Origin of the sequence: Mycobacterium sp. pW045, assembly GCF_041287085.1 — a bacterium.
Taxonomy (GTDB): Bacteria; Actinomycetota; Actinomycetes; order Mycobacteriales; family Mycobacteriaceae; genus Mycobacterium; species Mycobacterium algericum_A.
In genome coordinates, this window is the sequence record NZ_JBGGKU010000006.1 from 247,721 (window position 1) to 260,053 (window position 12,333).

Consider the following 12,333-nt stretch of genomic DNA (forward strand, 5'->3'; position numbering starts at 1 on the left):
TCGGACGCCGCGGCGGGGTCTGATCCAGACCGGCCTCCCGTCGCGGGTCTTTCGCGATGCGCCGGTCTCCAATCCCATCTGAGAACCCCGGAGCAATCACCGTGACCAGTTTTTCGCAGGCCTCCCCCGACGCCTTCACGTCGGGACGCCGCATCACCAAACCCGTCGGGCCGCCCAACCCCGGCCAACCCGGCTGGAACACCCAGCGCGGCTCGGCGATGCCGATCAGCCGGTACCGCAGTTTCGCCGATGAGGTGGAGCCCATCACCCTGCCCGACCGCACCTGGCCCGACCGGGTCATCGAGCGTGCCCCGATGTGGTGCGCCGTCGACCTGCGCGACGGCAACCAGGCACTGATCGACCCGATGAGCCCGGCCCGCAAGCGGCGGATGTTCGACCTGTTGGTGGCCATGGGCTACAAGGAGATCGAGGTCGGATTCCCCTCGGCCAGCCAGACCGACTACGACTTCGTCCGCGAGATCATCGAAGCCGGCGCCGTCCCCGACGACGTCACGTTGCAGGTGCTCACGCAGTGCCGCGACGAGCTGATCGAGCGCACCTTCTCCGCCTGCGACGGTGCTCCGAACGTGATCGTGCACTTCTACAACTCGACGTCGATCCTGCAGCGTCGGGTGGTCTTCCGGGCCGACCGCGCCGCGGTGCAGGAGATCGCGGTGGCCGGGGCGCGCAAGTGCCTGGAAGAGGCCGCCAAATATCCGGGCACCCGGTGGCGCTACGAGTACTCCCCGGAGTCCTACACCGGAACCGAACTGGAGTACGCCAAAGCGGTCTGTGATGCGGTGGGCGACGTGATCCAGCCCTCGCCCGATTCGCCGATCATCTTCAACCTGCCGGCCACCGTGGAGATGGCCACCCCCAACGTCTACGCCGACTCGATCGAGTGGATGCACCGCAACCTCAAGCGGCGTGACTCGGTCATCTTGAGCCTGCACCCGCACAATGACCGCGGCACCGCGGTCGCCGCAGCGGAGCTCGGCTACCAGGCCGGGGCGGACCGCATCGAGGGCTGCCTGTTCGGCAACGGCGAGCGCACCGGGAACGTCTGCCTGGTGACGCTCGGGCTGAACCTGTTCTCCCGCGGAGTGGACCCGCAGCTCGACTTCTCCAACATCGACGAGATCCGCCGCACCGTGGAGTACTGCAACCAGCTTGGTGTGCCCGAGCGCCACCCCTACGGCGGCGACCTGGTCTACACCGCGTTCTCCGGCAGTCACCAGGACGCCATCAACAAGGGCCTGGACCAGATGAAGATCGACGCCGATGCCGCCGACTCGGATGTCGACGACATGCTCTGGCAGGTGCCCTACCTGCCGATCGATCCGCGCGACGTGGGCCGCACGTATGAGGCGGTGATCCGGGTCAACTCGCAGTCGGGCAAGGGCGGGGTGGCCTACGTGATGAAAACCGACCACGGGCTGGTACTGCCGCGGCGACTGCAGATCGAGTTCTCCAGGGTGATCCAGCAGTTGACCGACGGCGAGGGCGGCGAGGTCACCCCCAAGGAGATGTGGGACACGTTCGCCGAGGAGTACCTGAACCCGATCCGTCCGCTGGAGCGGATGCACCAGCGGTTGATCGCCGCCGAAACCGACGACGGCACCGACCGCATCGAGGCCACGGTGTTGGTCGACGGGGTGGAGACCGAGATCGCCGGCGCCGGCAACGGGCCGCTGGCCGCGTTCGTCGACGCGTTGACCGACGTCGGGATCCACGTCAACGTGCTGGACTACTCCGAGCACGCGATGAGCGCCGGCGAGGAGGCCCAGGCCGCGGCGTATGTGGAAGCGTCCGTGACGATCGCGAACGCGGCCGGTGAAGCGGGTCGGCACGCCGAGGCCACAGCCGGCGAGACGGTCTGGGGTGTCGGGATCGCGTCGTCGATCACCACGGCGTCACTGCGGGCGGTGGTCTCGGCGGTGAATCGGGCGGCTCGATCGGGCTGAGCCCCGTGGGTAACTCCGGCCCCAGAAGCCACGGCGGGGACGGCATGTGATTGTTGCCCACCTTTGCGCGACAACTGGCGTTATGTCAGCCCGCCCGCCGGGCGATTCTGCGGGTCGCCGACGTCGGCGACGAATTGCGGCTTGACATAACGAACGTTGTCGCTCGAAGGCGGGCAAAAGCGATGCACCCACCCCGTCGTGACAACTGGGACAACGTGCCAGCTGGGACCACCGTGCCAGCTGGGACAAGCGGGGCGAAGGCAGCTGGTGGGCGCCTGCGGCGTCAGGAAGCGGGGTGCCGCTCAGAACAGCGAGATCTGCTCACCGGCCGGTCCGGTGTCGGCGAACTGCTCGACGTCGGTGCCTCCGACGACCCCGCCCACGCTGTCGACGCAGGCCATGAACTGCTCGTCGGAGACCGTCGGCACGCCGAGTTCCCGCGCCAGGTAGCCCTTGCCCTGCTCCGCGCTGTCGTCGTTGCAGATCACCAGCGAGGTGTTGGCGTCCACGACGTCGCTGTAGGCCAACCCGGCGAACAAGATCCGTTCGACGAGTTCCTCGTGGGTGCGGCGGCATTCCGCCGACAGCGCCACCCGCATGCCCTGCACCAGCGGACGTCCCCGCACGTAGCGGCCCGGGTTGAGGTAGGCGCACGGCATCCGCGAGGCCAGCGCCTTCAGCGGCCGCAGCTCGTCGTGGGTGATCCGGCCGTTGGGCCACCGGCGCCGCGTCACCGGCCGCACCGGCAGCCACACATCGCGCTCCCGGGCCCGCTGCAGCGCCGGCTCCAGTACGCCGGCCAGCACCCGGGCGTCATCGAGCGCGTCGTGCGCCCTCGTCTGCACCACACCCCAGTGCGCTGCCAGCGTCTGCAACCGCAGGTTGGCCAGGCCCAGGTCGAGCCGCCGGGTCAACTCCAGGGTGCACATCACCGAGTCGACGGGCAGTTCCGCGCCGGCCATCTCGGCCTCGGCGGCCAGGAACGTGTAGTCGAACGCGACGTTGTGGGCCACCAGGGTGCGGCCGACCAGCAGCGCGGCGACCTCGTCGACCACATCGGCGAACTGGGGTTGGCCCGCCAGCATCTCGGCGGTCAGCCCGTGCACATGGGTGGGGCCCGGGTCGGTGCCCGGATTGACCAGGTGCGACACCGACTTCTCGATTCGCCCGTCGGCGTCGAGTGCCAGGGCCGCCAGGCTGAGCACCCGGGCCTGCCCGGGCCGGAACCCCGACGTCTCGACGTCGACGACCACCCAGCCGTCGCCGGGTTCGCGGGCCGGGCGCCCCCACAGCGCACTCATGCCATGAGAATGGCACGTCGGGGTGAGCGATAGCGGTCGGCGAGGGCCCGTGTCGGCGACTCAATTGGTCGAGGGGCGACCCAGTGCGCCCGGCGCGGACACCGCGCTTGTGGTCGCCCCTAAACTCGTCGGGTGATCACCGCCCGTGGACGCCTCGCGCTGGCCGCCGGAGCAACCGCCCGGTGGGCGTCTCGCATCACCGGCCGCGGCGCCGGCGCGATGATCGGCGGCCTGGTCGCGATGACGCTGGACCGCTCGATCCTGCGGCAGCTCGGCACCGGGCGGCGCAGCGTCGTCGTCACCGGCACCAACGGCAAGTCGACCACCACCCGGATGATCGCGGCCGCGCTGCGCGACCTGGGCCCGGTGGCCACCAACGCCGAGGGCGCCAACATGGACGCCGGGCTGGTGGCGGCGCTGGCCGCCGACCGCACCGCTGGGCTGGCCGCACTCGAGGTCGACGAGATGCATGTGCCGCATGTGGCCGACGCGGTGTCACCGACGGTGGTGGTGTTGCTGAACCTGTCGCGCGACCAGCTGGACCGGGTCGGGGAGATCAACGCGGTGGAACGCGCCCTGCGCACCGGCCTGGCCCGGCATCCGCAGACGATCGTGGTCGCCAACTGCGACGACATCCTGATGACCTCGGCCGCCTATGACTGTCCCGACGTGGTGTGGGTCGCCGCCGGCGGCGGCTGGGCGGGCGACTCGGTGAGCTGCCCGCGCAGCGGCGAGGTGATCGACCGACGCGACGACCACTGGTCCTCCACCGGATGCGACTTCGCCCGGCCCACCCCGCAGTGGTGGTTCGACGACGACTCGCTGTACGGCCCCGACGGGCTGGTGCTGCCGATGCGGCTCGCCCTGCCCGGCACCGTCAACCGTGGCAACGCCGCCCAGGCCGTCGCCGCCGCGGTCGCCTTGGGCGCCGACCCCGTCAAAGCCGTGGCCGCGGTCTCCTCGGTCGACGAGGTGGCCGGGCGCTATAAGTCGGTGCAGGTCGGCCAGCACACGGTGCGCATGCTGCTGGCCAAGAACCCGGCCGGCTGGCAGGAGGCGCTGTCGATGGTCGACCACCACGCCGCCGGGGTGGTGATCGCCGTCAACGGGCAGGTGCCCGACGGCGAGGACCTGTCCTGGCTGTGGGATGTCCGGTTCGAGCACTTCGAGGGTGTCCACGTGGTGGCGGCCGGCGAGCGCGGCACCGACCTGGCGGTGCGACTCGGCTACGCCGGTGTGCAGCACACCCTGGTACACGACACCGTCGCCGCGATCGCCTCCTGCCCGCCCGGGCCGGTCGAGGTGGTCGCCAACTACACCGCGTTCCTGCAGCTGCAGCGGAGGTTGGACCGTGACTGAGCCGGTGCGGATCGGGTTGGTGCTGCCCGACGTGATGGGCACCTACGGCGACAGCGGCAACGCGGTGGTGCTGCGGCAGCGGCTGGCGCTGCGCGGTATCGCCGCCGAGATCGTCGAGATCACCCTGGCCGACCCGGTCCCGGAGTCACTGGACCTCTACACGCTCGGCGGCGCCGAGGACTACGCGCAGCGGCTGGCCACCCGGCACCTGATCCGGTATCCCGGCCTGCAGCGCGCCGCCGAACGCGGCGCACCGGTGCTGGCGATCTGCGCAGCCGTCCAGGTGCTCGGGGCCTGGTATGAGACGTCGGCCGGCGACCGTGTCGACGGCGTCGGCATGCTGGATGTGACCACCGCACCGCAGCAGACGCGCACCATCGGCGAGGTGGTCGGGGACCCGCTGCTGGCGGGCCTGACCCAACCCTTGACCGGCTTCGAGAACCACCGCGGCGGCACCGTGCTGGGTCCGGCCGCATCGCCGTTGAGCAAGGTGACCAAGGGCGCCGGCAACCGGGCCGGCGACGGATTCGACGGCGCGATCCAGGGCAGCGTCGTGGCCACCTACCTGCACGGGCCGTGCCTGGCCCGCAACCCGGAACTGGCCGATCTGCTGCTGTCGAAGGTGGTCGGCGAGCTGGCACCGCTGGAGCTGCCCGAGGTGGAGATGCTGCGCGCCGAAAGACTGAGCGCGCCCCGGCGAGCCTGACTACGTTTGCGACCATGACCGATCTGAGCACCGTCGCCGAGGCCGCGATCGGAATCTCGCAGCGGCTCTACGACCACCTGGCCGAAACCACCCAGGTGATCGAGGATCTGATCGCCAAGGAGTCACCGGACCTGACCGCGGATTCGTCGTTGCTGCAGCTGTTGCACGAAACGGTGGCGGCCAACGTCGACACGTACTTCTCGGCGATCCGCCACAACATCCCGGTGGCCGAAATCGCCGCGCCGGCCGTGGCGCTCGAGCACGCACGGCGGCTGGCGCAGCGCGGGGTCCCGGTGAACGCGTTGGTCCGGGGTTACCGGTTGGGCCACTCGATGGCGTTGCGGGTGGTGCTGGAGGAGATCCGTTCCGCCGAGCTGGATCCCGACCTTCGCCTAGACGTGCTCTCGGAGATGTCGACGCTGATGTTCGGCTACATCGACGAGATGTCGCAACAGGTGTCCGCCGTCTACCAGGCCGAACGAGAACGCTGGCTGGAGAGTCGAAACGCGGTGCGCGCGTTGCGGGTCCGTGAGATCCTCGCCGGACACAGCCTGGATGTCGACGCGATGACCACCGCAATCCGCTACCCGCTGCGGCGGACCCACGTGGCGCTGATCGTCTGGTACCCGGAGTCTGTCGGCGACAAGCTCGCAGCCGCTGAGGGTTTCATCAAGCAGCTCTCCGAATCTGTTGCCGGACAAGGCGCACCGCTGTTCATCCCGGCCGACAGCGCCACCGGCTGGGCCTGGATTCCGTTGGCGTCGAACGCCGGGCACGACGCGGTGGAACAGATCCGCGGCTGCGCGCAGACCGCGCCCGGCGAGCCCTGGGTGGCGATCGGTGATCCGCTGCCCGGCGTCGAGGGTTTCCGCCGGTCTCACCAGCAGGCGCTGGCGGTACACACCCTGGCGGTGGCCTCCGGTGTCACCCGGGTCAGCGCGGCAGCCGATCCGGGGCTGTCGGCGGCGGCACTGCTCGGCGGCGACAACGTGGCCGCCGCACGCGCCTGGGTCGGTGAGGTGCTCGGTCCACTGGCCCGTGCCACCGACGGCGACGAGCGACTCCGCGACACCCTGCGGGTGTTCCTGCGGGCCGGCTCCAGCTTCAAGGCGGCCGGCGAGCAGCTGCACTTCCACGTCAACACCATGAAGTACCGCGTCCAGCGCGCTATCGAACGTCGCGGCCGCCCGATCACCGAGGACCGGCTCGACGTCGAGATCGCGCTGCTGCTCTGTCAGTGGTACGGCGCCGCCGTGTTGTCCCCGTTGTCTCCGCAAGACGAATAACCCGCCGAATTCCGGTTCCGCGGGACGAGCGACGAGGCGGCACGGCTACCTAACGTCGGCGACATGAATGCCGAACTGAGTGACAAGCCAAAGATCTGGCACGACAACAAGCGACAGCTGTGGCTGCTGGGCCTGTTCGTGCCGACCATGATGTTCCTGATGCTGCCGCTGGTGTGGGCGATGAACCAGGCCGGCTGGCAGACCGCGTCGCAGCTGCCCTTCTACATCGGGCCGATCCTGCTCTATGTGATCCTGCCGGTGCTGGACCTGGCCGTCGGGGCCGACGGACAGAACCCGCCCGATGAGGTGATGGCCGCGCTGGAGAACGACAAGTACTACCGGTATGCGACCTACGCCTATATCCCGTTCCAGTACGCCAGCGCCATCCTGGGCGCTTACCTGTTCACCGCGTCGGACCTGGGCTGGCTCGGCTTCGACGGGTCGCTGGGCTGGCTGGGCAAGATCGGTGTGGCGATGTCGGCGGCGACGGTGGCCGGCGTGGGCATCAACACCGCCCACGAGCTCGGCCACAAGCGGGAGTCACTGGAGCGCTGGCTGGCCAAGATCACCCTGGCCCAGGTCTGCTACGGGCACTTCTACGTCGAGCACAACCGCGGCCACCACGTGCGGGTCGCCACCCCCGAAGACCCGGCGTCGGCGCGTTTCGGCGAGACGTTCTGGGAGTTCCTGCCGCGCAGCGCCTGGGGCGGTATCCGTTCGGCGTGGGAGCTGGAGGCGGCGCGGATCCGCCGGACCGGCAAGAATCCCTGGAACCCGCGGACCTGGCCGGGCAACGACGTGATCAATGCGCTGGCGATGTCGCTGCTGTTCTGGGGCGTGATGATCGCGGTGTTCGGTGTCGCGTTGATCCCGTACGTGCTGATCAACGCCTGCTACGGCTCGTCGCTGCTGGAGTCGGTGAACTACCTGGAGCACTACGGGCTGGTGCGCCAGAAGCAGCCCAGTGGCCGCTACGAGCGCTGCACGCCGCAGCACAGCTGGAACTCCGACCACCTGGTGACCAACTTGTTCCTGTACCACCTGCAGCGCCACAGCGATCACCACGCCAACCCGACGCGGCGCTACCAGACGCTGCGCAGCTTCGACGACTCGCCCAACCTGCCGGCAGGCTACGGAGCGCTCATCGGGGTGACCTATTTCCCGCCGGTGTGGCGCAAGCTGATGGACCACCGGGTGCTGGCGCACTACGCCGGCGACATCACCCGGGCCAACATCTCGCCGCGCCGCCGGGAGAAGATCCTGGCCCGCTACGCCGCAGCGGCGGTGAACGCCTGATGGCCCGCTACCGGTGCCCCGGCTGCGGCTACGTCTACGACGAGGGTGTCGGCGCGCCACGCGAAGGCTTCCCGGCCGGGACGGCGTGGGCGCAGATCCCCGACGACTGGACCTGCCCGGACTGTGCGGTCCGCGAAAAGCTCGATTTCGAACCGATGGGAGTGAACTCATGAACGACTACAAACTGTTCCGGTGCCTGCAGTGCGGCTTCGAGTACGACGAGGCGCTGGGCTGGCCGGAGGACGGCATCGACCCCGGCACCCGCTGGGCCGACATCCCCGAGGACTGGAGCTGCCCGGACTGCGGCGCGGCGAAGGCCGACTTCGAGATGGTGGAGGTGGCGCGGCCGTGAGCGGGGTGCTCATCATCGGTGGCGGGCTGGCCGCGGTCCGCACCGCCGAACAGCTCCGCCGCAACGACCACACCGAGCCGATCACCATCGTCGGCGCCGAGATCCACCCGCCGTATGACCGCCCGCCGTTGTCCAAGGAGATGCTGCAGCGCGAGGCCGTCACCGCCGCGGACGTCGCCCTCAAACCGGCCGCGTTCTACGAGCAGCACCGCATCGGGTTGCGGCTGGGCTGCGCGGCCCGCACCGTCGACGTGGCGGCCCACACCGTGACCCTGGCCGACGGAGAAGTGCTGGGCTATGACCAGTTGGTGATCGCCACCGGCCTGGTGCCCAACCGCATTCCGTCGTTTGCGGACCTGGACGGGATCCACGCGCTGCGCTCGTTCGACGACTGCTTGGCGCTGCGCCGGCGGGCGGCGGGTGCGCGCCGCGCCGTGGTGATCGGGGCGGGCTTCATCGGCTGCGAGGTCTCGGCCAGTCTGCGCGGCGCCGGTGTTCAGGTGGTGCTGGTGGAGCCGCAGCCCACCCCGCTGGCCGCCGCACTGGGCGAGCAGGTGGGCGCGTTGATCACCCGACTGCACCGCGACGAGGGCGTCGACGTGCGCACCGGCGTGAAGGTGGACTCGGTGTCCGGGTCCGACGGCGTGGAGTCGGTGACGCTGTCCGACGGTTCGGCGATCCCAGCCGATCTGGTGGTCGTCGGGGTCGGATCACGGCCCGCCTGCGACTGGCTGGCCGGCAGCGGAATCGCGGTGGCCGACGGCATCGTCTGCGACGAGGCCGGCCGTACCAGCGCCCCGGATGTCTGGGCGATCGGCGACGTGGCGTCGTGGCGGGACTTGTCGGGGGCGCAGGCGCGCGTCGAGCATTGGAGCAACGTCGCCGAGCAGGCGAAGACCATGGTGTCGGCGATGCTGGGTTCGGCGGTGGTGCCCCGGGCGGGAGTGCCCTACTTCTGGAGCGACCAGTACGACCTCAAGATCCAGTGCCTGGGCCACCCCCGGACCGGCGACACCGTGCACCTGACCGAGGACGACGGCCGCCGGTTCGTCGCCTATTACGAGCGCGACGGGGTGCTCGTCGGCGTGGTCGGGGCGGGCATCCCGGAGAAGATCCGGACGGCTCGCGCCGGGATCGCCGCGCGGCTGCCGATCTCCGAGGTGCTGGTGCCGGTTTAGGGTTGCCAGCCGCGGGACCGCATGGCGTCGATGACGCGGCGGATGACGTCGCTGGGCGCGTCCTCTTTGATCACCCGGATGTTGATCCAGCCCAAGGCTTCCAGCCTGCGCTGACGCCGGTGGTCCCGGACGTACTGCGGGCGGTCCTTGCGGTGCTGATCGCCGTCGTACTCGACGGAGACTCGATATTCCTCCCAGCCCATATCCAGCCAGGCGAACGGCCAATACCCCCGCTCGACCACCGGGATCTGGGTGGTCGGCGCCGGTAGGCCGGCGTCGATGAGCCTCAGTCGCAGCCGGGACTCCCGGGGTGAGGCAGCGCCGGGGTCCACCAGCGGAAGTGCCGCCCGCAGCCGTTGTAAGCCCCGAGCGCCACGGTGGCGTTTGGCCAGCAGCAGCACATCCTCGGTCGAGTACGGAGTGGCCCGCGCAAGGGCGTCGAGGCGGGCCACCGCCTTGCCGCGCGGCAGGTGACGGCCCAGGTCGTAGGCGGTGCGGGCAGGCGTGGTGACCGGTAGGCCGGCGACTTGGGTCAGCTCGTCGTCGGCGAGGGTTTCGTCGCGAGCGATGACACCGTCCGGTGGGCGGGTGTTCGACCAGATCAGCTCGATCGGGATATCGGCGTCTACCCACTCGGCCCCGTGTAGGGCCGCGGCGGCCGCCCCGGCGATCACGCCTCGTCGGCCAGATCGCAGCCACGCCCCCTCGATCCGGTCGCGCAGGGTGGGCTCATGCCTTGCCGGCACGTACACGTCGCGGAATATCGCCCGGTGCCAGCGGCGCAGTTCGTACTCGGTGAGCCGGCCCTGCGCCAGCGCTTCGCTACCGATGAAGACCTCTCCCATGGCCTGAGGTTGCCAATGGGGACTGACATGGCCGCGAAGCTGTAGTTAGCGCGAAGAAATGCGAGTAGCGAGCACGGTAACTACAGGCTCGGCGAGGGGGGAGGGGGCTCGGCGAGGGGAGAGGGAGGCAGGGCGGAAAAGGGAACGTCAGGCCATGGCACGGCGGCCGGTGAAGGCCCGGCCCAGCGTCAACTCGTCGGCGAACTCCAGGTCGCCGCCCATCGGCAGCCCGGACGCCAGGCGCGTCACGGAGAGCCCGGGGATATCGCGCAGCATCCGCACCAGGTAGGTGGCGGTGGCCTCGCCCTCGGTGTTGGGGTCGGTGGCGATGATCACCTCACTGACGTCGACGCCGTCGACCCGCTCCCCGACCCGGTTCAGCAGCTCACGCACCCGCAGCTGCTCCGGCCCGATCCCGCTCAACGGGTCCAGCGCCCCGCCCAGCACGTGGTAGCGACCGCGGAACTCTCTGGTGCGCTCGATGGCGGCGACGTCCTTGGGTTCCTCGACCACACAGATCTGGGCGAAGTCTCGGCGCGAGTCCCCGCAGATCCGGCAGCGCTGCGCGTCGGAGACGTTGCCGCACACCTCGCAGAACAGCACCCCCTCGCGGACCCTGGTGAGCACCGCGGTGAGCCGGTCGATCTCGGACGGCTCCACCGACAACAGGTGAAACGCGATCCGCTGGGCGCTCTTGGGGCCGATACCCGGCAGCTTGCCCAGCTCGTCGATCAGGTCCTGAACCGGGCCTTCAAACAAGGTGGCACACCTACGTACCCGGCATACCGAGGGCGTTGCCCATGCCACCGGCCAGCGGGGAGAGCCGCTCCTGGGCCAGCGTGTGCGCCTTCTTCGACGCATCCGCGAGCGCGCCGACGATCAGGTCCTGCAGCGTGTCGATATCTGTCGGGTCGACGACCTTCGGGTCGATCTGCACGGCCAGCACCTCGCCGCTGCCGTTGGAGGTCACCTTGACCAGGCCGCCACCGGCCTCGCCTTGCACCTCGGTGGCGGCCAGCTCCTGCTGCGCGGCCAACAGTCGCTGCTGCATCTGCTGGGCCTGCGCCAGCAACGCCGACATGTCGGGCGGGCCTCCTGGTTGCATGACACTCCCCTTGCGTTGTTGTGCGTGGTCTCGACTTGGTTGCGGCTTGGTTTCAGCTCCAAGACCGGGCGCGTGTTGAAACTCCAGCGTAGTCGGCGCGAGCCTACGTTGGCGGCGTGCGCGTACCTGTTCTTTCGCGTGTCGGCGTCGCGATCATCACCGGCCTGGTGGCGGCCGCCGCGGTCCCGAGCGCCCCGTCATCCTGGGCAGCCCCCGGCAACATCGCCGGCATGATCGTGTTCCTCGACCCCGGTCACAGCGGCACCGCCGATCCCGCGGCCATCGGCCGCCAGGTCACCAACGGCCGGGGCGGCACCAAGAACTGCCAGACCAGCGGGACCACCACCAACTCCGGCTATCCCGAGCACAGCTTCGCCTGGGACACCACGCTGCGGATTCGGCAGGCCCTCAACTCCGCGGGGGTGCGCACCGCGATGTCCCGCGGCGACGACAATGGGCCGGGACCGTGCGTCGACCAGCGCGCCGCGATGGCCAACTCGCTACACCCCAACGCGATCGTGTCCATTCACGCCGACGGCGGACCGGCCACCGGCCGCGGGTTCCACGTCAACTACTCCGCGCCGCCACTCAACCCGGCCCAGGAGGGCCCGGCGGTGCGGTTGGCGCAGGCGATGCGCAGCCAGCTGCAGGCCGCCGGCATTCCGCCGGCCAACTACATCGGCACCGACGGGCTGAAGGGACGCGCCGACCTGGCCGGGCTGAACCTGGCCGAGTACCCCTCGATCCTGGTCGAGCTGGGCAATATGAAAAATCCCGCGGACGCCGCGCTGATGGAGAGTCCGGGGGGACGGCAACGCTACGCCGACGCCGTGGCCCGTGGCATCGCCGGCTACCTGAGCACGCAGGGCGCGCCACAACAATCCCAGTGAGCCCGGCCGCGTCGAGTGCGCGGCCGACGATCGGCCGCTAGCGTGGGAGGT

13 protein-coding genes are annotated in these 12,333 nt (G+C 69.9%); 9 read left to right on the top strand and 4 right to left on the bottom strand.

From position 1 onward, the window contains the following. Positions 1-56: 56 nt before the first annotated feature. The gene (gene leuA, locus ACAG20_RS12105; protein WP_370492679.1) at positions 57-1,964 is read left to right on the top strand and encodes a 2-isopropylmalate synthase; all 1,908 of its coding nucleotides are present in this window, start codon (positions 57-59) and stop codon (positions 1,962-1,964) included. A gap of 302 nt (positions 1,965-2,266) precedes the next feature. On the opposite strand, the gene ACAG20_RS12110 is transcribed toward leuA, so the two are convergent. Then, positions 2,267-3,265, bottom strand: a complete 999-nt coding sequence (locus tag ACAG20_RS12110; protein WP_112685923.1) for a DEDDh family exonuclease — start codon at positions 3,263-3,265, stop codon at positions 2,267-2,269. Positions 3,266-3,397: 132 nt separating this feature from the next. On the opposite strand from ACAG20_RS12110, the gene ACAG20_RS12115 reads away from it, so the two are divergent. From ACAG20_RS12115 to ACAG20_RS12145, 7 genes are all read left to right on the top strand, one after another. Then, positions 3,398-4,624, top strand: coding sequence for a Mur ligase family protein (locus ACAG20_RS12115; RefSeq protein WP_112685925.1), 1,227 nt, complete (start codon positions 3,398-3,400; stop codon positions 4,622-4,624). Positions 4,625-4,628: 4 nt separating this feature from the next. Then, positions 4,629-5,330, top strand: coding sequence for a type 1 glutamine amidotransferase (locus tag ACAG20_RS12120; protein ID WP_205868871.1), 702 nt, complete (start codon positions 4,629-4,631; stop codon positions 5,328-5,330). Between the two features lie 14 nt (positions 5,331-5,344). Then, positions 5,345-6,616 carry a PucR family transcriptional regulator gene (locus ACAG20_RS12125; RefSeq protein ID WP_370492680.1) on the top strand — a complete coding sequence of 424 codons (1,272 nt, stop codon included), beginning with the start codon at positions 5,345-5,347 and terminating at the stop codon, positions 6,614-6,616. 63 nt (positions 6,617-6,679) lie between these two features. After that, a complete protein-coding gene (locus tag ACAG20_RS12130; RefSeq protein ID WP_370492681.1) occupies positions 6,680-7,912 on the top strand; it encodes an alkane 1-monooxygenase in 1,233 nt (410 codons plus the stop codon). Then, positions 7,912-8,085, top strand: a complete 174-nt coding sequence (locus tag ACAG20_RS12135; protein ID WP_370492682.1) for a rubredoxin — start codon at positions 7,912-7,914, stop codon at positions 8,083-8,085. The genes ACAG20_RS12130 and ACAG20_RS12135 overlap by 1 nt, the downstream gene beginning before the upstream one ends. Then, positions 8,082-8,264: a rubredoxin gene (locus tag ACAG20_RS12140; RefSeq protein WP_083038852.1), complete on the top strand. Its 183-nt coding sequence runs from the start codon at positions 8,082-8,084 to the stop codon at positions 8,262-8,264. Before ACAG20_RS12135 ends, ACAG20_RS12140 begins: the two co-directional genes overlap by 4 nt. After that, positions 8,261-9,442, top strand: a complete 1,182-nt coding sequence (locus ACAG20_RS12145; RefSeq protein ID WP_370492683.1) for an NAD(P)/FAD-dependent oxidoreductase — start codon at positions 8,261-8,263, stop codon at positions 9,440-9,442. The genes ACAG20_RS12140 and ACAG20_RS12145 overlap by 4 nt, the downstream gene beginning before the upstream one ends. Here ACAG20_RS12145 and ACAG20_RS12150 read toward each other — a convergent pair. From ACAG20_RS12150 to ACAG20_RS12160, 3 genes are all read right to left on the bottom strand, one after another. Further along, positions 9,439-10,287 (bottom strand): DUF559 domain-containing protein, encoded by an 849-nt coding sequence (locus ACAG20_RS12150; RefSeq protein WP_370492684.1) that lies wholly within the window; start codon positions 10,285-10,287, stop codon positions 9,439-9,441. The genes ACAG20_RS12145 and ACAG20_RS12150 overlap by 4 nt on opposite strands. A gap of 147 nt (positions 10,288-10,434) precedes the next feature. After that, positions 10,435-11,046: a recombination mediator RecR gene (recR, locus tag ACAG20_RS12155; protein WP_112685937.1), complete on the bottom strand. Its 612-nt coding sequence runs from the start codon at positions 11,044-11,046 to the stop codon at positions 10,435-10,437. Positions 11,047-11,056: 10 nt separating this feature from the next. Continuing rightward, a complete protein-coding gene (locus ACAG20_RS12160; protein WP_370492686.1) occupies positions 11,057-11,392 on the bottom strand; it encodes a YbaB/EbfC family nucleoid-associated protein in 336 nt (111 codons plus the stop codon). Positions 11,393-11,508: 116 nt separating this feature from the next. Between ACAG20_RS12160 and ACAG20_RS12165 the strand changes: the two genes are divergently transcribed. Continuing rightward, on the top strand, positions 11,509-12,282 hold the full coding sequence (locus tag ACAG20_RS12165; protein WP_370492687.1) for an Rv3717 family N-acetylmuramoyl-L-alanine amidase: 774 nt from the start codon (positions 11,509-11,511) through the stop codon (positions 12,280-12,282). Positions 12,283-12,333 lie beyond the last annotated feature (51 nt).